Origin of the sequence: Glaciecola siphonariae (assembly GCF_042652645.1) — a bacterium.
GTDB classification, from domain to species: domain Bacteria; phylum Pseudomonadota; class Gammaproteobacteria; order Enterobacterales; family Alteromonadaceae; genus Glaciecola; species Glaciecola siphonariae.
In genome coordinates this window covers 588,724-613,722 of sequence record NZ_JBHSGU010000005.1, presented here as the reverse complement: position 1 = coordinate 613,722, position 24,999 = coordinate 588,724, and the positions used below count along the sequence as shown (strand labels likewise).

Genomic DNA, 24,999 nt, shown 5'->3' with positions numbered 1-24,999 from the left:
CATGGACGAAGGTTAAGAAGTGAAATCATAAGGCTTGCGCTGCAATCGGCGCACTCACAAAAATACGCCAGTAAATTAGAGGAACTTACTGGCGCAACTTCGAGGCAAAGGCCTTATGTATAAGTACATTATTACCTTTGTTGAGAATAATGCAGTCTCTTTTAGCTTATTCTGATTCTAACTCTTCATCAGTTTTGCTTTTGATGCCATTCCAATTGTCGTCGGCCGCTGAAACAAACCCAGGGATATCAGTGACCCAGCGCTTCTGTACATCGGCATTTAGGTTTAAATACAGTTTGTTGTCTACAATTTTAAAAGCAGTTGGGTCAGTATCAAATTTTCTTTCCATGGTGACACCAAATGCACAATATCCGCCGTACTGCGGCGCATACTTTTCTGGGTTTTGTTTGAACAAGTCTCGGTTTTGCTCGCTCGCAAACTGATAAATTGCATTTTTATATGTAGCTGTGTAGTTAACGTTTCCTTTCACGGCTTTGCCGTCGGTAAAGTAGGCAACGGTGTCGAAGCCTTTGATCGCTAAGTCATTTTGATTGGCGTTAACGTCAATGTCGGCTGCGAAGGTAACAGTGCTGAGGGCTAAGGTGGCTGCAATAGTAGCGGCTCGTAAAATTGAAGATAAAGTCATGTTCGTTTCCTTTTTTAAAATGAGGCTCGTACTGAGCGTTGTAAATTAAGTATTTAAATAAAAACAGAGCGGTGATTTGTAGCGCTGTGCTTTTGTCTTGTTAGTGATGCTAGATGACAATACATAGGATAGAGGTTTGCTTATACAAAATGGATGAAGTAGTCTTTAAAATAATACCAATCGTCCAAAAGAGAGCCTGTGGACCGTTTATCGCAAATACTTAAGCGTTTTAATCTGCATGCAGATGTGTTTTTTTCTGGAAACTTATGCAGCTTGAGCGACTTCGACGAGCCTCAAGGAAAACGCGGCCACATACATATCTTAAAATCCGGGGCGCTTACCTTAATTGACCATAAGGGCAAAAAGCGTGCGGTAGGTCAGCCTAGCGTGCTGTTTTTTCCTACAGGTATAAAGCATCGCATTGTGCCCGACCCCGTCAAAGGGGCCGACCTTGTTTGCGCGACTATTGAATATGAAGATGTCACCGCAAACCCAATTGCTCAAGCCCTGCCTGAGTTTTTAAAATTCCAGTTAAGTCGTTACCCTGACCTAAAAAAAACCGCTAAGTGGTTATTTGCAGAAGCCTTTGATAGTAAGTGCGGGCGCATGCCAATGATTGATCGCCTCTGCGATATCTTTATTATTCAAGTATTGCGCGAGGTGCTAAACAGCAATGAAGTATCTCAAGGCATGCTTGCCGGTCTTTCACATCCGCAGCTCGCTTCCGTAATTACTCAAATTCATGCCCAGCCAGAGTATCCGTGGAGCTTAGAGACCATGGCCGAGCTTGCGTTTATGTCACGTTCTAAATTTGCTGATTTATTTAGAGATATTGTTGGTGAGACCCCAGGGGAGTATTTAACCGACTGGCGAATGAGTGTGGCACAAAACGCTCTGTTAAAAGGCGATACCGTGAGCGTGGTCGCCGAAAAGGTAGGGTATGAAAATGGCTCGGCACTCGCTCGAGCCTTTCGTAAAAAGGTGGGTGTTTCGCCAAAGGTATGGCAACAGACCCACCTTACGGCCTAACTATTTTTCAGTGCCTGAATACGGTCTTCTAAGGGTGGGTGACTGGCAAATAACTTGTGAATTTTGCCGGCGTTAATGGCAAAAGCCGCCATTTCATCAGGCATTTTGGGCGCGTCGCTACCTTTTTTGAGGCTTTCTAGCGCAGCAATCATATTCTGACGACCAGCGAGTTTGGCACCACCTTCATCCGCCCGAAACTCTCGACGACGCGAAAACCACATCACTATCGTCATCGCGAGAATACCAAGAATCACTTCAGCGATAATAGACACTATCCAAAATGCAGGTCCATGACCCCGTTCTACCTTAAACACAACTCGGTCTACTATGTGTCCTATGACTCTCGACAAGAATACAACAAAGGTATTTACCACGCCTTGAATCAAGGTCATAGTGACCATGTCACCATTGGCAACATGGCTAACTTCGTGGGCTAAAACAGCTTCTACCTCATTTTTTTTCATGCTTTGTAATAAGCCGGTGCTTACCGCCACGAGCGCATTGTTTTTATTCCATCCGGTGGCAAATGCGTTAGGTGAGGGGTGGTCGAATATGCCAACTTCTGGCATGCCAATATTTGCACGCTCGGCCTGTAATTTAACGGTTTGTACCAACCAGCGCTCGGTAGGGTCTGAGGCGTTCTTAATAACATGAACACCCATGCTGCGCTTAGCCATCCATTTTGAAATAAACAGCGAGATAAACGAGCCGGCAAAGCCAATGACGGCTGAATAAACAAGCAATGCCTGCAAATTCAAGTCAACGCCATTTTCGGCCAGCAAACCCTGAATACCAAATAAACTAAACGTAATACTTAACAAGGCCATGATGGCGATGTTAGTACCTATAAAAAGTAAAATTCTCATATATTAAGGGTCCATACCCGATTTAATCTTGCCTAATAATATGATGCTAGGTTTGGGTTTTTTCAATCGTTAGGCGCAGATTTAATTGCTTCAAAGCTTGCTATTATTTGTGCATCGTCGCCTGCTAACTGCAACATATTTCCTTGTATGGTGTAGCGATTCACCTTTGAGAGAACAGAAAAGTACGCTTGCTCGTCTACCGTTCCTGGCGGGCACATCATTTTAGTTGCGCCAATCTCGCCTATGTTAAGCGAGCCATCTTCGGTATGTTCATAGCTGCCAAAAAAGCGGTTGCAGCCGCCAGAACCGGTGACTCTTTTCTCTTGTTCATTAAAAATGATGTGGGCGTTTTTTGTGGCCATCACATCCTCTGTTACGGTGCTGCCATTGAGTGCAGTTAATTCCCAATAGGTGTCAATCAAAGTTTCGGCGTTACCATGACCCTGTGTTGTCGCTGGTGGCTTAGCTTGACCGCATGCACCTATGCCTATGATTACCGAAAGCGCGAAAAGCACTTGAATAGATTTTTTAAAACAATACGTCATGAGCGTTTCCTCAAATTAATACATAAAATGCCAGCCCTTGAATACTAGATTTCAGGCATTACCGCCGATTCAAGCGCTGCTCGCAGTTTTCCCGTAATTCGTACAGGCTTTTGTGAACTTCGCTCAACAAATACATGGGTCAACACGCCCTGTGCGCAGGCCGTTTTCGAGTCGTCTGCAAAAATTGCTACCCCATATTCGACCGAGCTATTGCCCAAACGGTTCACCCGAAAGCCACCTTTAATCTGAATGGGAAATGCTATGCTTGCATGATAATCACATTTAGAGTGCACAATCAGACCGATGTTGTGTCCATTCGCTATATCTAAGCCGCCTCGTTCTATCAGAAACTGATTAACAATCGTGTCAAAATAGCTGTAATACACCACATTATTAACATGCCCATAAATGTCATTGTCCATCCAGCGAGTGGTAATGGGAATGTGGGTATAATATTGGTCGGGCGTATGTGCACTAGGTTTTGACATCTTATTTCATTCTCGTGTGATAGTGTTGTATCTAATGATGTGCTTATCAGCTTAATACGTGCTTATGTTTTCGCAGCAATGGAATAGCGTATAGGCAAAGTGCAATCAAAACGACGCTCAATAGGCCTGTTGGTATATGCCTAAAGCATCTTCATAGTTTAATGCTCTTGGATTATTCACGAGCAAGCGAGTTTGCTGCATGGCGTCTTTTGCGAGCATCGGCAAATCTTTCTTTTCAATTCCAAGCATGTGCAGTTTATTTGGAAGCTTTAAATGACTGATTAAACTTTCAATATGGGCGATAAACAAGCGGCTCAATACCATCGAGTCTTGCTCTGTGCACACGCCTTTTATGATGCAGGGACTCAGTTCACTATAAAGTGGGTAGGCCACTTGCTCATTAAACCTAAGGACATGAGGCAATACTAGGGCATTGCTAAGTCCATGTGGAATATGAAAATGCCCACCCAGCGGATACGCTAGCGCGTGCACGGCGGCGACAGGTGAATTTGCAAAGGCTTGTCCAGCTAAACAGGCCCCTAGCAGCATATTTTGCCGTGCACCAAGATCGCCTCCATTAAAGGTAGCGGTTTCGATATTTTGTGACAATAATCGCAAGGCTTGCTTGGCAAGCATATCGCTGTACAGATTTTTTTTATGTTTACCCGTATAGGCCTCTATAGCGTGCACCATGGCATCGATTCCCGTCGCTGCGCTTATGTGTTCGGGTAAATCTACGGTGAGTTCGGCATCAAGAACGGCAATGTCGGGCAGCAAAACATGAGAAACAATGCCTGATTTAGTGCTTTTTGAGGTGGTAACGATCGCAATGGGCGTAACTTCCGAACCGGTGCCTGCCGTGGTAGGAATAAGGATAAGGGGCAGGCGGGGCGCTGTTATTTGCTCCACACCGTATAAAGCGCTCAAGTTTTGCTTTTCAGTGGCTAAAACAGATACTACTTTGGCGGTATCCATGGCGCTGCCGCCGCCAAAACCGATAATACCGTCGGCGTTTTCTTTGAGCGCAAGCGCAGTGGCTTCGCGCATGATGCGCTCGTCAGGGTCAGCCTCTACTTTTGAGTATACAATACATGAATCGAAAGACGCCGAATGCCCGTGAGATGCATTGCTGCTCGATAAATACGAACGTAAGCGCCCCAGCAACCCACACTTCTCTATGCCTGGGTCGGTGAGCACAAGAGGGCGTTTAATGCCAAGCTGTGCGCAATGCGCTTGGATATGAGCAAGCGCACCTTGTTCACAAACAATGCGTTTAGTTGTATTAAATTCAAATGCGTGCATGCCATCACCTATGTCTGTGAGCACCATATCACAGCATGTGCAATATTTTGAATGCCTTGCGCTTTCAAAACCTCTTAAATTGTCTATAATTCAACACGATTTTTCTTCCAGACTATACTTAACTGTAATTTAAGCGCGACACAACGCGGCATAACGCGGCTAAAGCCCGGTGCAAGCATGTCGTCCCACAATTGATTCACTAAAAGAGTTCACCAAAACATGAAGCCATTTTACCTTACTTTAGGGATATGTTTGATTGCCGCTTGTGCAACGCTAGCTGCATCTGATTTACAGGATCGCTTCGGTGCAGCGCAGCCCCAGCAGCGTATTGTGAGCGATTTACCCGAGGACAATATTGACTATTGGCAGGACGTTAAGCCGGTAGTGGAACAGCGATGTGTAGTTTGCCACAGCTGTTTTGATGCACCGTGTCAGTTAAAAATGACGGCTGTTGAGGGCATTGATCGCGGCGCCTCAAAAAGTAAAGTTTATAATGCAGCGCGCATTAACCATGCGCCTCTGACGCGCCTGTTTGAAGACGCTCAAAGTACAGAAAAATGGCGCGAGAAAGCATTTTTTCCGGTGTTAAACGAGCACGGCAGTAGTGTCCAAGCAAACAAAGATGCGAGTTTGATGTACCAGCTATTGAGCTTAAAAGAGAAACATCCTCAGCCCAGTACCGATATATTGCCTGACGATTTTACGCTTGGTTATGACCGCACTGAGGTCTGCGCAAGTCCAGAACAAATGCATCTATACACGCAAGACAATCCATTATGGGGCATGCCCTATGCCTTGCCAGGCTTAGCGAGTGCCGAGCAGACTATATTAAAGACGTGGTTAGAGCAGGGAGCGAGATACACTGCCCGTCAGAGTTTGCCAGCGCCATATCTTGAAAAAATCAAGCAGTGGGAAGCATTTTTGAATGGCCCAGCGCGTAAGCAGCAGCTTGTAAATCGATATATTTACGAACACCTATTTTTGGCAAATATTTATTTTAGTGAGTTGGAGGATGATACTCAGCAGCCGCAGTATTTTCGTTTGGTTCGCTCGTCATCAGCGCCAGGTCAACCGGTAGAGCTGATTGCAACCCGCCGACCATATGACCCGCCATATGGCAACAAGAGCAGCAATGAACGGGTATATTATCGACTGGTACCGTATTTAGAAACGATTGTTCGCAAAACGCACCTACCTTATGCCTTAAATCAGGCGCGCAAAGATAGATGGAACGAGCTGTTTTACCAAGCCACCTACGAAGTACGCTATTTACCAGACTATTCTGAGAAAGTTGCAGCCAATCCCTTCAAAGCATTTGAGCAACTGCCCCTAGAGGCGCGCTATAAATTTATGCTAGACGAAGCGCAATTCATTATTATGAATTTTATTAAAGGGCCGGTTTGCAGAGGGCAGGTAGCGGTAAATGTTATCCGCGATCATTTTTGGGTGTTTTTTGTGAACCCCGACTTGCCCATTAATCAAAAGTTGGCGCAGCATGTCGATATTCAAGCCGACCAGCTTGAACTGCCCAGTGCGCAAGAAGATATTTTTATGCCGCTAACGAATTGGATGAGATATGCCGAGAAAGCCAAGCTTGCAGCAAAAGAAAAGCAGCAGTTCATCGTCGATAATTTTGTTAGTAAAGACCAAGACGGTTTAAAAATTAACGAACAAATCATATGGAACGGTAAACCTTCAAAATATAACATCCAAGCCGAGAACAATCAGCAGACGCCGTTCAATAACAATGCAGCCCTCACAGTATTTAGGCATTTTGACAATGCATCGGTACACAAAGGACTGCTAGGGCAAAACCCAAAGACAGCTTGGGTGATTGATTACCCGCTGTTAGAGCGGATTTATTATTTGTTGGTAGCTGGATATGACGTTTATGGCAACGCTGGGCATCAGCTGTTGAGCCGTTTATATATGGATTTTTTGCGCATGGACGGTGAAAATCTATTTTTAGACTTTCTGCCAGAAGATACGCGCAACACAGCGATTAATACATGGTATCAAGGCGATCAAAAGGAAGTACGCGAATACTTTGCAGATGCTTCGTATTACGCCAAAGTCGGTACTTCAATAGAATATGCGACAGCTGATCCTAAGCGTGAGCTTTACGCAAAATTGAAAGCACATCTTGGCCCTGCCTTAACTCACCGCCACGACCTTCGCAATATACACAATGATAAGGTAGCCGCGGCACTTACGCGTTTGCAAGCGTTTAAAGGAAAAGGGGTGCAGCATCTTGCTGAGCTAACAATGATTGAAATTCAAACAGGCAAAGACAGCTACAATTATGTCTCGCTCATAAAAAACAATGCACACAAAAGCGTGACGTCGATGTTTGGTGAACAGTTAGAATTGTTGCCAACAGAACATAACGTGACGGTGCTGAGCGGCTTAGTAGGCTCTTACCCAAACGCCCTTATGCGGGTGTCGGTGAATGACCTAGATACCTTTGTTACTGAGGTGCTAGCAATGAAAACGTCGGAAGATTACACGGCGCTTATGAATAAATATGGCATGCGCAGAACCAACCCTGCGTTTTGGGAATTTAGCGACCGTATGCATGCGTTTATTGAAAATGGTGTAAAAGTAGAGGCCGGATATTTAGATTACAATCGGCTAGAAAATCGTTGATATAAAAAGATTATTTTAACGATTACAGAAAATAAATGTTTTACAAGCACTAATTGTTTCGGTATATTATGCGCCAGCTAGAGAGAAGTCTATTCTTTAACCTACATTACGCGGTTTTATTCGTAATACACGTCCTGCAGTAACTAAGTATCAGTCTCTAATTTCAGCTACAACGCCTAATTGCAATTGCATTGCGGCACTTTTAATAATCAAATTTTTTTACAACAGGATATTATTATGTCTAACAGAACTAACGGTACAGTAAAGTGGTTTAACGAATCAAAAGGCTTCGGCTTTATCGCTCAAGAATCAGGTCCTGACGTGTTTGCACACTTCAGCGCAATTTCTGGCGACGGTTTCAAAACCTTAGCAGAAGGTCAAAAAGTTGAGTTTACTGTTACAGACGGTCAAAAAGGCCCTCAAGCAGAAAACATCGTTGCTCTTTAATTAGCAGCGTATCAAGATACTGTTTAGGCAGTAAACTTGAAACTAAACACCAAAAAGCGACTTTATAGTCGCTTTTTTTATGCCTGTTATTTTATTGTGAGGGATGGTTAATGATGGCGTCATGTGAACAACCCGGCCTAATGCCAATTGATGAAGCTAAATTGCGTATATCAGCGCTAGTCAAAGGCCTTGAACACACTGAATCTCTGCAATTGGTTGATGCGCTAGGGAGGGTGTTGGCGCAAGACCTTCACTCGCCAATTAATGTCCCCGGATTTGATAACTCTGCCATGGACGGGTATGCCTTTAATTGGCAAGACGCCGTTGACATGCCTTTTCTCACCTTGGTGGGAAAAAGTTTTGCAGGAAATCCATATCTCAAGGCGCTTAATAAAGGAGAGTGTGTGCGCATTATGACCGGCGCAGCCCTACCAAAAGGCGCCGATACCGTCGTGATGCAGGAAAATGCAGCGCTCAATGGTGACGAGCTTTCATTCTCTAAGGTGCCGCCTAAGGGCAATAACATAAGGCTCGCCGGCGAGAGCATTAGGCAAGCTAGCTTGGTGATCGCAAAAGGTAAAAAACTCTGCGCAGCCGACATCGGTTTGTTGTCTTCGTTAGGGTGTGATGAGGTCAGCGTTTATCGAAAACTTAAAGTCGCGGTCTTCTCAACGGGAGACGAGCTATTGCGCACGGGCGAGCCCTATGAGCCTCACAAAATTTACGATGGCAATCGACCGGCCATTATTGCTTTGCTGCATAAAATGCAGTTTGAGGTAATCGATTTGGGTATTGTGCCAGACAAGCCACAAGCCCTACGCGAGGTGTTTATGCAGGCCGATGCACTCGCCGATTGCGTAATAAGCACTGGCGGCGTATCTGTAGGTGAAGCCGACTTTGTTAAAGATATTCTGGCTGAGCGCGGGCAAATAGATTTTTGGAAACTAGCCATAAAGCCAGGAAAGCCTTTGGCATTTGGTCGCTTGCCGAATAGCGTTTTCTTTGGCTTACCGGGTAACCCGGTGTCGGCATTTGTGACCTTTAATCAGATTGCGGCTGATGCGCTCAAACAAATGTCGGGCGAGCATGTTATTAGCGTACCTACCGTGTCGGCAATATGCACAGAGCCTTTAAGAAAACAGCCGGGAAGAGTAGATTTTCAACGCGGCCAGTGGTCAGTCAGCGATGCTGGAGAGCTGCAAGTTAGCTCAACCGGTGCACAGGGCTCAGGCATATTTTCAAGTTTTATCAATAGCAATTGTTACATTGTGCTGGAGCGCGACAGAGGCAGCGTTAAGGCGGGCGAAAGCGTGCAAATTAAGCTGTTCGACGATTCGCTAACTTGAATCTTGAACCTTGAAACTTAAGGCTAAAAAGTTAAAAGCCATCAGCTAAACACGAGCTGTCAAACTTCATGCACGCTCCAAGCAGAGCTAGTTTTTTGGTAAAACGTGGGGCGCAAAATTACAGGGGCGATGGGTTGAATCAAGTTGCTCTTTTAAAATGCCTTGCCAAGCTGTTTTACATGCGCCGGTTGAGCCAGGCATACAAAAAATCACTTTTTTATTGGCGAAACCGGCAACAGCGCGAGACTGGACGGTAGATGTGCCAATTTCTTGATATGAGATATGCCTGAAAAGCTCACCAAATCCTTCAATGTGTTTATCGAATAGCGGCGTTACGGCCTCTGGAGTCGAGTCTCTGTGGGTAAAACCGGTTCCGCCCGTCATTAAAATTGCATGCACGTTTTCATTGGCAATGTGCGCACTAACAAGCGCTCTAATTTGATAAATATCGTCTATTACTATGTTTTTGAACACCACATTGTGACCTGCAAGCGCAGCTTGGGTGGCAAGGTAGTCACCTGAACTGTCGTTTTCTTCTGTACGGGTGTCTGACACTGTAATTACCGCAATGTTTAGCGCCTCAAAACGTCGGTCTGCTTTACTCATTTATTCTCCTAAAACACCTTATTAGACAAGGTAGCGTAGATTCATCAAGCTAAGCTTATAAGGCTTACCCGCCAAGCATAGCCAATTGTTTGGTAGCGCCTGTAAAGCCTTTTTGCAATTCATGACTGGCGGTTTTTAAACTTAAATGCGCACGCAAGGCCTCACAAGTGCCTTCTATATCGCCGCTTGAAAGCGTATCTCGAATACTCAGACCGTGTTGCGAAAACAAACATAGATGGAGTTTGCCCGAACTCGATACTCGCAAACGGTTACAGGTAGTGCAAAAATCTTTACTGTAAGGCATGATCAAACCCAACTTACCTAAATAGTCTGAGTGGGTAAACTCCTGTGCAGGGCCAGCATGCTTCTCACGCACCATTCGCTGCCAGCCTTGCGCTAATAGTGCTTTCTTTACATCTTCGCCACGAACATGATTCGCAGCAAAAAATGATGCATTGTCGCCAGTCTGCATTAATTCAATAAAGCGCCAGGTAACTGCGTGAGTCTTTAAATAGTTTAAAAATTGCGTCAAGCCGCCAAGATTGAACTGCTTTAAAATAACCGAATTAAACTTGATGTGTTTAATGCCCACGGCAATCGCGTGTTCTACCCCTGCCAGAATGTCTTCTAATTTATCTTTACCGGTGATGGCAGCAAACATACGCGGGTCGAGGCTATCAGCACTCACATTCAGCGCATCTAAGCCTGCGTCAGCATAGCGCTGTACATCTTTTTTAAGTCTAAATGCGTTGGTCGTCATGGCGACTTTTTCAATGCCTGGGGTGTTTTTGCACATTGATATAATATCAATTAAATCTCTGCGTAAACTGGGCTCTCCGCCGGTAATGCGAATTTTGCTTGTGCCCAAGCGCGCAAAAGCCTGCACTAATGTGTGAATTTCATTTAGTGTCATATTGCCTTTTGAAGTGTCACACTCATTGCCATTAGGCAGACAATAATTACATCTGAAATTGCACATCTCTGTGACCGACAATCGCAAGTAATGGAACTGTCGGCCAAAATTGTCTTGAAGCATTAATTTGACCCTTTCCAATAACAAATCAAAGTTTGGGGCCCATAAATCATAGCGCGTTAAACTGCTTTGCGTCGACTTGCGCCGAATAGCGCCGCTTATAGCTTGGTGATGACGCCATAGATAAATGAGCTTCGAGTCTTGTTTGTGTCATTATTTACATGTTGGTTCACAACTATGTTCTGACGCCAACTTGTACATTTTCTGTTTAGGTATATACAATCTGATAGCTTGAGTGAGACTGCGTCAAAACTCAAGCTTTTAGTAATTTACCCTATTTTCTGACGTAAGTAATCACAAGCTGAGATAGTTATGCCGCGCAGTATATATGACATCATGAATGACCTGCAGCAAAAGCAAACGCCATTTGCTGTTGCGACGGTCGTTGATACCTATGGTTCAGTCTCGGCTAAGACCTCGTCTAAAGCCGTTATTGATGAGCATGGGCGCGTCATAAGTGGATGGATTGGTGGTGGCTGTGCAGAATCGAGTACCTGTGAGCAAGCGGTGCAGTGCATTACGAGTAACGAAACTGCCATGATGGAAATTGATTTGAACGATGAAATGTTGGGCGCGGGTATGCCTTGCGGCGGCGGTATGAAGGTGTATGTTGAGCCGGTGCTGCCAGAGCCAACCATCTGGATTATGGGCCATGGTAAAGTTGCGGAGGTGATATGTGCAATGGGCGATATCCTACATTATCGCATTGTGGTTAATGATATGGGGGCGACAGCGGATAAGTTTCCTGCGGCGGGTCAAATCATAACTGATGACATTGACTATAGTCAGCTTAAACCTAAACCAAGTGATTATGTGATTATTGCGACTCAGCACAAGGGTGATCATGAGTCGATTAAACAGGCACTCAGTTGCGATGCCGGCTACATCGCCCTGATAGCTTCACGAAAACGAGCGCGCTTGGTGTTAAACTATTTGCGCGAAGAGGGCATGACGGAAGATCAAATTAGCCGAGTGGTCGCGCCCTCAGGCATCGATTTAGGCCCGCAAACGCCCGAAGAAATCGCTTTGTGCATTTTAAGTGAAATCACGCTATTGAGGCGAGGCGGCACGGGCATACGCAATCGAGATAAGCTGCTTAATGACGATGCTGGCGGCAACACAGCAACTATCCACCAACTTAGTTCTTTGATGGCGAGCGATTGACGGTGACACCAATCACGCGCGCCGAACCCATCGCAGCCGAAGAGGCTGCAGTGCCCTTCGATGCGGCAAAGGTTAAAGCGTGTTTCCCTATATTTTTTGATAACGCGCTCACTCGCAAGTTGAGCTACTTAGACAACGCTGCGACCTCTCAAAAGCCGCTAAGTGTATTGCAGGCTATGGACAACGCCGTGCGCAGCTATTGTAGTCCTGTGCATCGGGGATTTTATCCAATTGCTGAACAAAGCACGCAGCGTTATGAACAAGCCCGCCAAACCCTGACCGATTTTATCAGCGCTAAAACGTCCGCTTCCATTATATTTAATGCCTCGGCAACCGACGGCATCAATCAGATTGCGAAAGGTTTTTTACTGCCGCGTTTGTCCGCGGGGCAAAATGTTTGGGTGACCCGGATGGAGCATCATGCTAACTATCTGCCGTGGCTCTTTGTCTGCGATAAGGCAGGGGCGAATTTGCGTATTATTGAGCTTAGCGATAACGGCGAATTGGATATTGACGGTGCTCATGGCCTATTTGCCGACAATACCGCGATGATAGCCCTTAGCCATACTTCAAACGTGCTAGGCACAAACAACGATGTTTACGCCCTATGCAAAAAGGCGCGAGAGCATGACATCCCTATTTTGATTGATGCGGCTCAGGCCATGGTGACGCATTCGCTCGATGTTGAATCGCTAAGCTGTGACTTTTTAGTGTTTTCAGCCCATAAGATGTTTGGCCCTACCGGCATTGGTTTGCTGTATATCGCGCCACATAGGCTAGGTGACGTGCAGCCATTGCGACTAGGCGGAGGAATGGTCGATTTTACCGCCGACACCTTTGCACAAACTATTTGGAGCGAGCCTCCTTATTGTTTTGAAGCAGGCTCACCAAATTTAGCAGGGGCGATTGGTTTTGCCGCCGCATGCGAGTTTGTAAATGCGATAGGTCAGCATCAGGCGAAGCAATATATCTCAAGCCTAGCATTGCAGCTCTATCAAGCACTTTTAGACTTTGATAGAGTAAAGCTGCTCACCCCGCTGAAGCATGTATCATCAGGGATCATTAGTTTTTATCATGACGATATTCATGCTCATGATTTGGCTCACATAATGGGGGATGCCGGAGTCGCTGTGCGCGCAGGTCATCATTGTGCGCAGCCCTTGCTGGCCCACTTTAATGTTAATTCGACCGTGCGAGCCAGCATATCGGTGTACAACACGCCTGAAGATATAGTTGCTCTAATCACGGCACTTCGTCATGCCCAAACGGTATTTGCCTAATGTCTCAAACGCAGATTTATAAAGCGCACTTACTCGATCATTTTAAAAAGCCTCGTAATAAGGCCTCTCACGATTTGCTAGGGATGCAGGTTGTAAAGCGCGGGAGTAACCCTCGCTGTGGAGACGATATTGAAATTGGCTTTAATATTTCAGCGAACAGCATTGAAGCGATTTTATTCAGGGGGCGCGGCTGTGCGGTGTGCATTGCGTCGGCCTCAATGATGACCGAAGCGGTGCATGGTCAAAGCATCGATGATGCGAAGCGCATAGCATTAAGTGTGGCGCAGTGGATAGAGGGCGAGCACGCTGAGGTTCCAGCCTTGTTAAAACCAGTTGATGCCGTGCGCCATCACCCCGCTCGAAAGAAATGCCTGATGCTGGCGTGGAATGCTCTGCTTGAGGGTTTAGAGGTATCTGCGAGCTAAAACATGCGCGTACTTTATCGAATTTCTTGAAGATGCTATCTTGCTCTTATGAGCAAAACAGCTTGGAACATAAGCGACCTATGAGGCCTTTGCAGATCACAACGATGTTTATTCGACTGACACGCCCACCTCATTGTAAAGCGGCTTCGGCCGTGATTTTGCTCACCTTAATAATGGCGTATTGTTCGACGATCGCCTATGCTCAGGCGCAGGGCATCAGCGCCAAACCACAGGGCAACCGCGCCACATTAACCGTGGCTGTGGCGAGTAACTTTTATTATCCGCTAAGTCAAATCATTGCTGAGTCAGATGAATGGCGTACCGGCAATATTCGACTAGTGTCTGGCTCTTCGGGGGTGTTGTTTGCACAAATTGTAAATGGGGCGCCCTATGACTTGTTTTTGTCTGCTGACGCCAAGCGTCCCCTAGCTTTAATTGAAAAAGGATTAGGCGAGCAAGCGCTTACTTACACTAGAGGGTCTTTAGTGATCTGGCCATCCGAGAATGATTTGCCAGCTCGTGCACACTTTACACCCGAACCGCCGAAGCGGATTGCCATCGCTAACCCTCAAACTGCTCCTTTTGGCAAAGCCGCTGAGCATTATCTTAAATCTCTTCCTAACTACTCACAAATAGCGACTCAACTAGTATATGGAAACAATATCGCTCAAACCTTCCAATTTGTAGATACCGGCAACGCCCAGATAGCCTTTGTGGCGCAATCGATGCTGGTTCAGGCGCAGGCTAAATTTCCAGACAAGCACGATTTGTATACTCGCTTTACTGCGCTGCCCCGCGGCAGCTATCCCGCTATTTTACAAAAAGGCGTAGTGTTGCTTGAGCCCGATGCTGAGGGCTTTGCTAGCGCTACAGCGCTGCTGAATTATCTGCGTTCTGACGCTGTGCAAAAGAAACTGCTCGCGCTAGGTTATCTCGAAATAGGCGCAACGGATGGCTGAGTTCGTATTTTCAGCGGTAGAATGGGAAGCGCTCTTTCTGACGCTTAAGTTAGCACTGTTTACAGTTGCCATCTTATTTGCGTTTGGCCTGCCGCTGGCTTGGTGGCTCGCGCGCTATCAAGGTCCTCTGCAAAGCGTGTTTGAGGCGCTCATCACCTTGCCCTTAGTGTTGCCGCCAACGGTCCTTGGCTTTTATTTACTGGTGGCATTTTCACCCGATACTTTCCTTGGGCAGGCCTGGCTTGGCGCGACTGGTACGCAGTTTGTATTTAGTTTTGCCGGCATCTTATTCGGCTCAGTGGTGTATTCTTTGCCATTTGTTGTGCAGCCTCTATTGCAGGCCTTTCGTACTAGCGGTCATCAAATAATGGACACCTCGCAAACCTTAGGATTATCAAAAACCAAGGCATGGTTTTACGTGCTTTTGCCAGCAATACGCCCAAGTATGATAAGCGCGGCCACCCTTGGTTTTGCCCATACTCTAGGGGAGTTTGGTCTGATTTTAATGATCGGTGGAAATATTCCAGGTGAGACACAAGTGGTGTCTATCGCGCTGTTTAATCAGGTTGAGATGCTCAATTATGCGCAGGCCCATACACTTGCTGCATTTTTACTCTCCTTAAGTTTTATCAGCCTAGTGTTGCTATATAAGTTTAATGTTAGGCATCGACCTAGGATGGGCTGGTAGTCATGAACGATAACAATACCGCTTATGATGCTAGCTCCGCGTTGATATTCAATATCAGTACGCCAAGCCTGAACTTGAGAGCGGCGCCCAAGATTTCATCAAAGCATCGAGATTTGTCGTTAAATCTAGATCTGCACGCTGTGGTAGGCATATTGGGTGATTCTGGCGCGGGTAAAACAAGCTTGTTAAAACGTATGGCGGGCTTGAGTAAAGCCGAAACACAGCTTCGCCTTAGCGGAATTTCGCTTGACGGGCTGAGCACTCAGCAGAACCCCTGTGTGTATCTTGGCAGCGATGCACCTTTATTTGAGCATCTTAGTTTGCAAGCAAACCTTGATTTGGTATTTGCTCAATCGATTTGGCGCGCGAAGACATCGGCTAAGCTTAGGCAAAAATATGGCTTTGATGATTGTGAGCCCATCACGATGGACGAAGTTGTCAAGCTATGTGAAGTTGAGCACTTGTTACGCAGCCCTTGCCATATTTTATCAGGCGGTGAAAAACAAAGGGGCTTGCTTGCACGAGCCTTGCTGTCGGCTAAGCCGATTTTGCTGCTTGATGAGGCCTTTTCCGCGATGGATTGGGCATTGCGCCATAGGATATATAAACAGTTGCGGCAGATTTGCCAGACAGGACAGCGCGCAATTGTGATGGTAAGCCACTCGCATCGGGAACTTGCCTTAATGAGCGATACGCTTGTGCAGATTCAAGATGGCGAGATTGTTGAACATGGCTCAACAAGCGCGGCCCTTGCGCAGATGCAAAATGGCTCGGTGAATGGCTTTTCAGCGTTAGAGCTAAGTTTTATTGCCCAAGATACACGCAATCATTTGAGCAAATTTTGCCTAAAAGGCACTAATACACCCGTATATGCAAGGTTTACCGAAGATGCTCACATCACCCACCGATTGCTGCTAGAAGCCCAGTCTATTGTAATTGCACGGCAGGGTGATTTGCGCTCAAGCATGCTGAATTGCTTGCCGGTAACGCTGCGTAACATTGAACAAGTCGATAATCGTGCAGTGCTCACTGTTGATGCACAAGGCCAAAGCATTATCGCTCAAATATCCTTAAAATCTCTGAGCGATATGCAACTTGCCCCTCAACAGGCGCTTTATGCCTATTTTAAGGCGCTTTAGACGCCAAGCCCAGGCACTTGCCATGAAAATTAATATGCTCTTCAATGAAACTAGCTATAAAGTAATAGCTATGGTCGTAGCCGTCCTGCATGCGCAAGGTAAGCGGATATCCCGCTTTTTGAGCTTCGCTGGTAAGAACGTCTGGTGTTAACTGCTCATGCAAAAAGTCGTCTGCACTGCCTTGGTCAACAAGCATAGGTAAGTGCTTACTTGCTTTAGATATCAGTATCGATGAATCATATTCTTGCCAAGTACTTGTGTCATCACCTAAATAAGTGGCAAAGGCCTTTTTCCCCCAAGGACAGTTTACTGGATTGCAAATGGGTGAAAATGCCGAAACAGACGTATAGCGCTCTGGGTTTTTAAGTGCGATGCTGAGCGCGCCATGCCCACCCATTGAATGGCCAGAAATTGCGCGTTTATCGCTTACCGGAAATTGACTTTCAATTAATGCCGGAAGCTCATGCACAATATAGTCGTACATTTGATAGTGCTTTGCCCACGGCATGCGTGTTGCGTTGACGTAAAAACCTGCGCCTTTGCCGAGGTCATAGCTGTCGGCATCGGCAACGTCATCGCCGCGAGGACTGGTGTCGGGGGCCACGATAGCAATACCTAGTTTTGCTGCAGCGGCCTGTGCGCCGGCTTTTTGCATGAAGTTTTCATCGGTACAGGTAAGGCCTGACAGCCAATATAGCACCGGTACTTTATGCCCTTGCTCAACTTGTGGTGGCAAATAAATGGCAAAGCGCATGGTGCACTGATTGCTGCTCGATGCATGGGAATACTGTTTGTGCCAGCCACCAAAGCTGGCGTTGCTGCTAAGGAGTGTTATCGACATGGATTAACCTTGCTGCTCAAAATGTATTACCGAACGAATGGACTCGCCTTTATGCATGAGTTCAAACGCCTCGTTTACCTGCTCAAGGCTCATGGTGTGAGTAATAAAATCATCGAGAGCGAACTCACCTGCTAAATAGCGTTCTACGTAATCAGGTAGCTCTGAACGTCCTTTTACGCCGCCAAACGCCGTGCCGCGCCATACTCTTCCGGTGACGAGCTGAAACGGACGTGTTGATATTTCTTGGCCTGCACCGGCAACGCCGATGATCACCGATTCACCCCATCCCTTATGGCAGCACTCCAGCGCACTGCGCATGATGTCAACGTTGCCTATGCATTCAAATGAATAGTCCACGCCGCCGTCGGTAAGCTCTACAATGACGTCTTGGATGGGCTTGTCGAAGTCTTTTGGATTGATACAGTCGGTGGCGCCTAGGCGCTTTGCCAAATCAAATTTACGTTCGTTTATATCAATGGCTATTATGCGAGATGCTTTTGCCATTGCAGCGCCAATAATTGCCGACAGGCCAATTCCGCCCAAGCCAAAAATCGCGACACTTGCACCTGCTTCTACCTTTGCAGTGTTCATAACGGCACCCATTCCGGTGGTAACCCCGCAGCCTAGTAAGCAGACTTCCTCAAGTGGTGCTTTTGGATTGACTTTTGCCAAAGAAATTTCAGGCAGCACGGTGTATTCAGAAAACGTAGATGTGCCCATGTAATGATAAATTATCTCGCCATTAATCGAAAAACGGGAAGTGCCATCCGGCATCAGCCCTTTCCCTTGGGTGGCACGGATTTTTTGACATAAATTGGTTTTACCCGACTGACAAAACTTACATTCTCCGCACTCTGGGGTGTACAGTGGAATAACATGATCGCCCACTTTTACGCTAGTGACACCCTCACCAATGGATTCGACGATACCGCCTCCCTCATGACCGAGAATGCTCGGGAATACTCCCTCCGGATCGTCGCCTGAGAGGGTATAGGCGTCGGTGTGGCATACGCCAGTCGCAATTAACTTTATGCGCACTTCGCCAGCTTTAGGCGGTGCGACATCTACGGTTTCGATTTTTAAATCTTGGCCAGGGCCCCAAGCTACAGCGGCTTTACAGCGGATAGTCTCTAATTTCATGATGATCTTTGTTGCGATATGGTAAGCGTAGTGTTGATGAAATCGCGCTAAATTTCAATGAATCGCGTAAAGTAAGGCTGTTATTTTTGTGGAAGGATAAACCCTACCGCATATTGCAGTGAACCGTCGTTCAAAGGCGCTTGAACCAGTGGTGAGTATTTGAATAAGAATGATTGCTCGCCTTTCGGCGTATTCAAAGTGGCAACAAAACTTAGTTCATCGGCGCTTTGATATTGCTTGATTTTTTCAACTGGCAGAAGCGTATGCAGCTGCTTTTGCGTGAGACTTTCTTTTTCGATGCCCAAGAGCAAGCACAACGAATCAGAAACCATGATAAATTGATTAGCGAAATCACAAATAAAGCCGGGCACTTGGCTGGCATCAAAGGTCCCTTTGATGGTGCGATACGCAATATGTTCAAGTTGCTGTTCGTGCACATCTCGAAACATACCAATCACGCTAACCGCTTTACCGGTTTTCTTATCGTGCAGTTTTTTTCCGCGCACGAGATTCCAGCGAAACATTTTATGAGCAGGGATATATCGTCGAGCAATAAATTCTATGGTTGAGACCTCATCGTTCATGAGCTGCTGCCACAATTTATCGGCGAGCTTTTGGTCGTCAAAATGATAGGAGTTAACAACGTCCGTGTAGCTTGCTGCTAAATCTATGCGTCCCCGCCCGTCTTTGAAACCGTCGTACTGATAAAAGTTGTTTTCAGCAATGGCGTATTCCCAAACGACTTCGCCGGCCGATGCGATGGCCAAATCCAAGCGCTCGGTCATAAAGTCACCAAATTCACTCGCCGCATGAAGCTCTCGCGTTTTCACGCGCAACATATCTTCCGCTTTTTTGCGCGCTGTGCGCTCGCGGATGAGTTGTTGTTCGAGTCTGGCTAATTGGGCTTTACTGTCGCTCAAGAGAAGGCGTCCTTTGCTTAGATGGTTCATCACGTATTTCTTTTACGTGTAAATCGTCACTACTATAGCTTATCGTATGAAACGAAAAAACCTTGAACGCCTGTTTAACCTTTTTGCAATTCGAATAAATTAATAAAGAACTAAGAAATTAAATGCAGTTTAACTCAACCCTACTTGCATAAACTTCTGTTAACGTCTTTCAACCTTAGACATTAACGCGCTGTCTGCAAAATCAAAGTCTACGTCTTTATATATTATTATTTTCCCTTTGATTGTTGAGCCTGCGTCGACTTTAAGCGTAGGCGCTTTGTTTCTCCAAGACTTATTCTTATTTGGGCGTCCTTCAAAGATGACGTCACCATTTACTACACTACCGTCTAAGAGAGAGATGTCGCCGTTCGTACTCGACACACTGCCACCTATTGAAACACCCTCAAGCTCAATATCGCCGTTAACCGTTTCAATGTTGCCTGTTACCGATGAGTCACTATCGATTTTAATTTGGCCGTTAACCGTTTCAATATTGCCCTGACCGGTAAACCCTTTTCCAATACTGACTTTTCCGTTTACGACACTTACGTCGGCTGCGGTGACATTTTCGCCTATGGAAATGCGGCCATTTACATTGCTGACCTCTTCAACGCTAGCATTATCTTCAACCTTGACTGAACCATTGACCGAAGAAACATTGCCTGCGCTCACGCCTTGGGCCACCTTTACGCTTTTATTGGTGCTGGAGTAATTGCGTTCTTTTGCGTATGAATACCCGCCTTTATCGTCGCTGGCGCCAACGTGAATAACGCACCCTGCCAGAAGAAGGCTTGAGCTTACGAGCGCCATAAAGGCGAAAACAGGAAGTTTGATTTGCTTAGTCATAATGTGTCCTTTAGTTAACCTCAGCGCTGGATAAATTAATTACGCAGTGCGTCAGTTATTTTGTTAGCGTTTATTTTAAATTTTAAACGGTGTTGCATTGTAGATAGCATCACCTGTGCCAAACTATGAAATCTAGTAAAATCAATAGCGTACCATTCTTTGTAATCGTGAAAGATGGTGTAATAAACGCAAGCTTGGTGAAATTCACTAAATTCTAGTAAGCCGGTAATATTCACTGAGTCGCTAAAAATAGGTAAAAGGTTTACTGGGCGGTTTTTATATATTTCTGATGGCATCAAAAGGCTATGCACAACACATTACATAACATTATAAGAATGCAGCCCTGTACTATTTTTGTAGTGCGTGAAATACTGATAAGCCGTGAACGTACACGCACAAAGTTGAGCGCAATTTGCAAGCACAAGACACCGCACTAATTTTAATTCAGCATGCCCTTACACCGGTTTTTTTGATTGTTGGTATTGGGACTTTACTTAATTCGTTAACTGCGCGTTTAGCTCGCATCGTCGACCGCGTTCGCTGGTACGATATGCCTGAGGCCTCGAGCTGTCAGCGCAATCGCGACGCTGAGCTTAAAGCATTGGCGCGCAGAATGAAGTGGGCAAATGCGGCTATTAATTTTCTGACGGGTGCGGCGGTTGTGGTTTGCCTGAATATCTTCTTGCTGGTGCTAGAGGGTTATTACAATGTTGCGCTCAACCCTTATATTGTTTTGAGTTTTGTGACCTCAGTGGGTTTATTATCTTGTGGCATGATTTGCTTTTTTGTTGAGGTAAGTATCGCTACAGCGTCGCTCAAGGTCACGCAAAACCCATCAAATAGAGCCTAGCCACTGTGAATAATGCGAGCGCAAAACACCTAGAAATTCCTGAAGCTGAGTATGAATTAAGTGCGATACGTTCAGCGGGCAACGGCGGTCAGAACGTCAATAAAGTTGCTACTGCCATTCATTTGCGTTTTGACATTCAGGCCTCGTCGTTAGCTGACAAATATAAATTTAGGCTGTTAAACCTCAACGATAGCCGAATCAGTAAAGACGGCGTTGTCATCATAAAGGCGCAATCGCATCGCACCCAAGAACTTAACAAAGAAGATGCAGTAAAACGTTTAAAGGCACTGATACTGTCGGTAATGGCAGAAGCGAAACCGCGAAAGGCAACGCGACCTAGCCTTAACGCTAAGAAAAAGCGTGTAGATGCTAAAAAACGTACCGGCACAAAAAAGGTACTACGAGGAAAGATAGACTTTTAAGTGTTTAAGGGAGCGCAAGGGTGAAAAAGACAGTTAAGAAACTAGATGCCAATGTTATTAAGGCGCTCACACTGTCGTGTGAGTATCTTAAAGGGCTGACTCCGGAGTTTTTATGGCTGACCCACACCGCCGATTATTCTAATTTTCCAGCGAGCTTACAAATCCGCTGTGTTTTTACTACCGATGCGGCGTCTGAGGGCTATTTAAGTGTTTTTGCCAAGCGTATTCACGCCGATTTACTCAAAGCGGGTGTATTATTAAAAGCCCCTAAGCACCATATCGTATTTGATTCAGAACAAGCCTGCCTGCGCGATCATGAAGGAAATTGGAAAAAGCGTCTGGCGTCTTCGCATTAGCCGCGCATTTGGTTAGCAGCTTCGCGTCTTCATATCTAAAAACCCAACACACCGATTAACGCTTAAAATCTACAAATACTTGCCTGTACAGTTTGCAAGAATACTTGGCACCTAAGGAAGAGAAGTATTTACGCAATTGCCGCCATAAATTCTGCTTGCTGACTTGCATGTGATGATACATTTCACTATATTGTCGACAATCTTGCTTAATGAGTGCCGTAATGTCGCCTTTTTCAGAATTGCCTATAACTGCATCAGATAAGACTTTTATTGCCATGAGGGCTGATATTGTTGAAGGTGTGTTGGTAGCCGGTGCTAAGCTAAGCGAAACTGAATTGTCGACAATGTACGGCGTCAGCCGTGCCATTGTGCGTGAGGCAATTAATCGATTGAGCTCTGCTAGTTTGGTAGAGCGCACGCCAAATGTGGGCGCGAAAGTGGTGACATTGACGCATCAAGGGCTCGTGCAGCTATATCAGGTACGAGAGGCTCTTGAGGGCATGGCGGCAAGATTGGCGGCGCAAAATATGACAGACGACGAAATAAGTGAACTCAATTCCTTGTTGTCAGAGCATTTTAAAGAGGTAAAAGACGGCGAATCGTATTACCAAGAAGCGGGTGACGTAGATTTTCATTATCGCATTTTACTAGGTAGTCACAACCAGCCCTTAATCAGCATGTTAAGTAATAATATTTATCATCTGGTGCGCATGTATCGCGTGCAGTTAGGCATGGCAGGGCCTCGTGTTACTACCGCATTTACCGAACATAAAAACATAGTGCAGGCTATTTCGAATCGAGATGGGGAACTGGCAGAACTATTGATGCGCCGGCATATCCTGTATTCAAAAAACAATATTGAAACAAAATTAAGGACCCTTAATGACTAAGCAGAGCCACAGCCCAGGCAAGCGCTTTAGAGAGGCGCTAGCAAACAATCATCCATTACAAATTGTGGGAACCATTAACGCATATACAGCCATTATGGCCGAAAAAATTGGGCATCAAGCGATTTATCTATCTGGTGGTGGGGTTGCCAATGCCTCTTATGGATTACCTGATTTGGGCATGACATCGCTCAATGATGTGCTCGCTGACGTGCAGCGTATTACCGCTGCCAGCAGTTTGCCCCTATTGGTCGATATCGATACGGGTTGGGGCGGCGCATTTAATATTGCCAAAACCATTCGTGATATGGAAAAGTCCGGAGCCGCGGCAGTGCACATGGAAGACCAAGTTGCGCAAAAGCGCTGTGGGCATCGCCCAAACAAAGAGATTGTAAGCACACAAGAGATGGTCGACCGCATTAAATCGGCAGTTGACGCTCGCACAGACCCTGACTTTTTTATCATGGCGCGCACCGACGCTTTTGCTCAAGAAGGTCTGGAAAAAGCCATTGAGCGAGCTCGAGCGTATGTTGAAGCCGGCGCTGACGGAATTTTTGCAGAGGCGATACAGACGCAAGCGCATTATGAGGCGTTTGCACAGGCACTGGACGTCCCCATTTTGGCCAATATCACCGAATTCGGAAAAACCGAGCTTTGGAATAAGGCGCAGCTTGGTCAGTGGGGTGCTGCAATGGTGCTATACCCCTTGAGTGCTTTCCGCGCGATGAATAAGGCTGCCGAGAACGTGTACCAGTCTATCTTGGAAACAGGTGACCAAAAGGCGGTGCTCGACACCATGCAGACTCGCATGGAGCTTTATGATTATTTGGGATATCACGAATACGAGCAAAAGCTCGACAGTTTATTCGCAGACAAAAAATAGTTTACACAGCATACAACCCTTATTAAGCAGGAGTAGAGAATGGCAAAGGTATTAAGCGGAGCAGGTTTACGTGGTCAGGTAGCAGGTAAAACAGCGCTCTCAACCGTAGGTGTGTCGGGCTCTGGCCTAACCTATCGTGGATACGACGTGAAAGACTTAGCTGACAAATGCGAGTTTGAAGAGGTGGCCCATCTTATTTTAGAAGGTGACTTGCCGAACGAAACGCAGTTGCGCGATTACAAAGCAAGCCTCAAGTCTATGCGTGGTCTTCCGCAGGCTCTTAAAGACGTGCTGGAGCGCATTCCAAGCGATGCCCACCCAATGGATGTATTACGTACAGGCTGTTCTATGTTGGGTAATCTTGAAATGGAGCATAGTTTTGAACAGCAAAGCCAAGTTACCGACCGCATGTTGGCGTGTTTCCCTTCGATAATTTGCTATTGGTATCGCTTCAGCCACGACGGCGTCCGTATAGACGTAGAAACCGACGACGACTCAATTGGCGCACATTTTCTGCATCTTCTGCACGGTAAAAAGCCAAGTGCATTGTTTGAGAAGGTAATGCACGTGTCGCTAATTTTATATGCAGAGCACGAGTTCAATGCCTCGACCTTCACAGCGCGCGTTTGTGCATCAACATTATCCGACATGCATTCGTGCATCACAGGCGCAATCGGCTCTTTGCGAGGCCCTCTGCATGGAGGCGCGAACGAAGCGGCGATGGAGCTAATTGAAAGTTTTACATCCCCTGAACACGCTGAAGAAGAAATGATGGGCAAGCTCGCGCGAAAAGAAAAAATCATGGGCTTCGGGCACGCGATTTATTCTGATTCAGATCCGCGCAACGCGATTATCAAGCACTGGTCTGAAAAGCTCTCTCACGAAGTGGGCGACACTGTGTTATATCCGGTCTCGGTGCGCTGTGAAGAAGTCATGTGGCGAGAGAAAAAACTGTTTTGTAACGCTGATTTTTTCCATGCATCTGCTTACAACTTTATGCAGATTCCGACCAAACTCTTTACGCCGATATTTGTGATGTCTCGCCTTACAGGCTGGGCAGCCCACGTAATGGAGCAGCGCGCAGATAACCGTATTATTCGACCGTCTGCCGAATACACCGGCGAAGATATCCGTGAAGTACCTGCAATGGATGAGCGCGCTTAGCGCTCGTTTTATTCACCATGCCAGCATCTATGAAAGTCAGATAACACGCGC

At 46.1% G+C, this 24,999-nt stretch carries 27 protein-coding genes; 16 read left to right on the top strand and 11 right to left on the bottom strand.

Going from position 1 to position 24,999, the window contains the following annotated elements; all coding sequences use genetic code 11:
- Positions 1-166: 166 nt before the first annotated feature.
- Positions 167-646: a YHS domain-containing (seleno)protein gene (locus tag ACFO4O_RS13790; RefSeq protein WP_382409488.1), complete on the bottom strand. Its 480-nt coding sequence runs from the start codon at positions 644-646 to the stop codon at positions 167-169.
- Positions 647-844: 198 nt separating this feature from the next.
- Between ACFO4O_RS13790 and ACFO4O_RS13785 the strand changes: the two genes are divergently transcribed.
- The gene (locus ACFO4O_RS13785) at positions 845-1,675 is read left to right on the top strand and encodes an AraC family transcriptional regulator (protein ID WP_382409486.1); all 831 of its coding nucleotides are present in this window, start codon (positions 845-847) and stop codon (positions 1,673-1,675) included.
- Here the strand turns inward: ACFO4O_RS13785 and htpX are convergent.
- The 4 genes from htpX to ACFO4O_RS13765 form a co-directional block, all read right to left on the bottom strand.
- Positions 1,672-2,541, bottom strand: coding sequence for a protease HtpX (gene htpX / locus ACFO4O_RS13780; protein WP_382409484.1), 870 nt, complete (start codon positions 2,539-2,541; stop codon positions 1,672-1,674). The two genes, ACFO4O_RS13785 and htpX, sit on opposite strands and share 4 nt — an antisense overlap.
- Before the next feature lie 62 nt (positions 2,542-2,603).
- Positions 2,604-3,086 (bottom strand): META domain-containing protein, encoded by a 483-nt coding sequence (locus tag ACFO4O_RS13775; RefSeq protein WP_382409482.1) that lies wholly within the window; start codon positions 3,084-3,086, stop codon positions 2,604-2,606.
- 44 nt (positions 3,087-3,130) lie between these two features.
- Entirely contained in the window at positions 3,131-3,574 is a 444-nt protein-coding gene (locus tag ACFO4O_RS13770; RefSeq protein WP_382409480.1) for an acyl-CoA thioesterase, read from the bottom strand.
- Positions 3,575-3,691: 117 nt separating this feature from the next.
- On the bottom strand, positions 3,692-4,876 hold the full coding sequence (locus tag ACFO4O_RS13765; protein WP_382409478.1) for an iron-containing alcohol dehydrogenase: 1,185 nt from the start codon (positions 4,874-4,876) through the stop codon (positions 3,692-3,694).
- A gap of 219 nt (positions 4,877-5,095) precedes the next feature.
- Here ACFO4O_RS13765 and ACFO4O_RS13760 point away from each other — a divergent pair, with 219 nt between their 5' ends.
- The 3 genes from ACFO4O_RS13760 (at position 5,096) to moeA (ending at position 9,315) form a co-directional block, all read left to right on the top strand.
- Positions 5,096-7,522, top strand: a complete 2,427-nt coding sequence (locus ACFO4O_RS13760; protein ID WP_382409476.1) for a fatty acid cis/trans isomerase — start codon at positions 5,096-5,098, stop codon at positions 7,520-7,522.
- A gap of 237 nt (positions 7,523-7,759) precedes the next feature.
- Positions 7,760-7,969, top strand: coding sequence for a cold-shock protein (locus ACFO4O_RS13755; RefSeq protein ID WP_382409474.1), 210 nt, complete (start codon positions 7,760-7,762; stop codon positions 7,967-7,969).
- Between the two features lie 110 nt (positions 7,970-8,079).
- On the top strand, positions 8,080-9,315 hold the full coding sequence (gene moeA, locus ACFO4O_RS13750; RefSeq protein ID WP_382409472.1) for a molybdopterin molybdotransferase MoeA: 1,236 nt from the start codon (positions 8,080-8,082) through the stop codon (positions 9,313-9,315).
- An 87-nt stretch (positions 9,316-9,402) separates the two neighbouring features.
- On the opposite strand, the gene moaB is transcribed toward moeA, so the two are convergent.
- On the bottom strand, positions 9,403-9,921 hold the full coding sequence (gene moaB, locus ACFO4O_RS13745; RefSeq protein ID WP_382409470.1) for a molybdenum cofactor biosynthesis protein B: 519 nt from the start codon (positions 9,919-9,921) through the stop codon (positions 9,403-9,405).
- A 64-nt stretch (positions 9,922-9,985) separates the two neighbouring features.
- The gene (gene moaA / locus ACFO4O_RS13740) at positions 9,986-10,957 is read right to left on the bottom strand and encodes a GTP 3',8-cyclase MoaA (RefSeq protein ID WP_382409468.1); all 972 of its coding nucleotides are present in this window, start codon (positions 10,955-10,957) and stop codon (positions 9,986-9,988) included.
- Positions 10,958-11,266: 309 nt separating this feature from the next.
- Between moaA and ACFO4O_RS13735 the strand changes: the two genes are divergently transcribed.
- From ACFO4O_RS13735 to ACFO4O_RS13710, 6 genes are all read left to right on the top strand, one after another.
- On the top strand, positions 11,267-12,118 hold the full coding sequence (locus tag ACFO4O_RS13735; protein WP_382409466.1) for an XdhC family protein: 852 nt from the start codon (positions 11,267-11,269) through the stop codon (positions 12,116-12,118).
- 2 nt (positions 12,119-12,120) lie between these two features.
- Positions 12,121-13,398, top strand: a complete 1,278-nt coding sequence (locus ACFO4O_RS13730) for an aminotransferase class V-fold PLP-dependent enzyme (RefSeq protein WP_382409619.1) — start codon at positions 12,121-12,123, stop codon at positions 13,396-13,398.
- On the top strand, positions 13,398-13,823 hold the full coding sequence (gene sufU / locus ACFO4O_RS13725; RefSeq protein WP_382409464.1) for a Fe-S cluster assembly sulfur transfer protein SufU: 426 nt from the start codon (positions 13,398-13,400) through the stop codon (positions 13,821-13,823). The genes ACFO4O_RS13730 and sufU overlap by 1 nt, the downstream gene beginning before the upstream one ends.
- Before the next feature lie 152 nt (positions 13,824-13,975).
- Complete coding sequence (gene modA / locus ACFO4O_RS13720) at positions 13,976-14,782, top strand: molybdate ABC transporter substrate-binding protein (protein ID WP_382409462.1); 807 nt, start codon at positions 13,976-13,978, stop codon at positions 14,780-14,782.
- A complete protein-coding gene (modB, locus tag ACFO4O_RS13715) occupies positions 14,775-15,470 on the top strand; it encodes a molybdate ABC transporter permease subunit (RefSeq protein ID WP_382409460.1) in 696 nt (231 codons plus the stop codon). The genes modA and modB overlap by 8 nt, the downstream gene beginning before the upstream one ends.
- A gap of 2 nt (positions 15,471-15,472) precedes the next feature.
- Complete coding sequence (locus ACFO4O_RS13710) at positions 15,473-16,609, top strand: ATP-binding cassette domain-containing protein (RefSeq protein ID WP_382409458.1); 1,137 nt, start codon at positions 15,473-15,475, stop codon at positions 16,607-16,609.
- Here ACFO4O_RS13710 and fghA read toward each other — a convergent pair.
- From fghA to ACFO4O_RS13690, 4 genes are all read right to left on the bottom strand, one after another.
- On the bottom strand, positions 16,596-17,450 hold the full coding sequence (gene fghA / locus ACFO4O_RS13705; RefSeq protein ID WP_382409456.1) for an S-formylglutathione hydrolase: 855 nt from the start codon (positions 17,448-17,450) through the stop codon (positions 16,596-16,598). The two genes, ACFO4O_RS13710 and fghA, sit on opposite strands and share 14 nt — an antisense overlap.
- 3 nt (positions 17,451-17,453) lie before the next feature.
- On the bottom strand, positions 17,454-18,590 hold the full coding sequence (locus ACFO4O_RS13700) for an S-(hydroxymethyl)glutathione dehydrogenase/class III alcohol dehydrogenase (protein ID WP_382409454.1): 1,137 nt from the start codon (positions 18,588-18,590) through the stop codon (positions 17,454-17,456).
- An 80-nt stretch (positions 18,591-18,670) separates the two neighbouring features.
- A complete protein-coding gene (locus ACFO4O_RS13695) occupies positions 18,671-19,510 on the bottom strand; it encodes a hypothetical protein (protein ID WP_382409452.1) in 840 nt (279 codons plus the stop codon).
- Between the two features lie 189 nt (positions 19,511-19,699).
- Entirely contained in the window at positions 19,700-20,386 is a 687-nt protein-coding gene (locus tag ACFO4O_RS13690) for a DUF4097 family beta strand repeat-containing protein (RefSeq protein ID WP_382409450.1), read from the bottom strand.
- A 412-nt stretch (positions 20,387-20,798) separates the two neighbouring features.
- Between ACFO4O_RS13690 and ACFO4O_RS13685 the strand changes: the two genes are divergently transcribed.
- The 6 genes from ACFO4O_RS13685 to prpC all read left to right on the top strand — a co-directional run bounded on the left by ACFO4O_RS13685 (position 20,799) and on the right by prpC (position 24,948).
- Positions 20,799-21,236, top strand: a complete 438-nt coding sequence (locus ACFO4O_RS13685; RefSeq protein ID WP_382409448.1) for a DUF2721 domain-containing protein — start codon at positions 20,799-20,801, stop codon at positions 21,234-21,236.
- Between the two features lie 5 nt (positions 21,237-21,241).
- Positions 21,242-21,658 (top strand): alternative ribosome rescue aminoacyl-tRNA hydrolase ArfB, encoded by a 417-nt coding sequence (gene arfB / locus ACFO4O_RS13680; RefSeq protein ID WP_382409446.1) that lies wholly within the window; start codon positions 21,242-21,244, stop codon positions 21,656-21,658.
- A 20-nt stretch (positions 21,659-21,678) separates the two neighbouring features.
- On the top strand, positions 21,679-22,014 hold the full coding sequence (locus ACFO4O_RS13675) for a Fis family transcriptional regulator (RefSeq protein WP_382409444.1): 336 nt from the start codon (positions 21,679-21,681) through the stop codon (positions 22,012-22,014).
- Between the two features lie 221 nt (positions 22,015-22,235).
- Entirely contained in the window at positions 22,236-22,904 is a 669-nt protein-coding gene (locus ACFO4O_RS13670; RefSeq protein WP_382409442.1) for a GntR family transcriptional regulator, read from the top strand.
- The gene (gene prpB / locus ACFO4O_RS13665) at positions 22,897-23,784 is read left to right on the top strand and encodes a methylisocitrate lyase (protein WP_382409440.1); all 888 of its coding nucleotides are present in this window, start codon (positions 22,897-22,899) and stop codon (positions 23,782-23,784) included. The genes ACFO4O_RS13670 and prpB overlap by 8 nt, the downstream gene beginning before the upstream one ends.
- Positions 23,785-23,823: 39 nt before the next feature.
- Positions 23,824-24,948, top strand: a complete 1,125-nt coding sequence (prpC, locus tag ACFO4O_RS13660; protein ID WP_382409438.1) for a bifunctional 2-methylcitrate synthase/citrate synthase — start codon at positions 23,824-23,826, stop codon at positions 24,946-24,948.
- Positions 24,949-24,999: the final 51 nt, after the last annotated feature.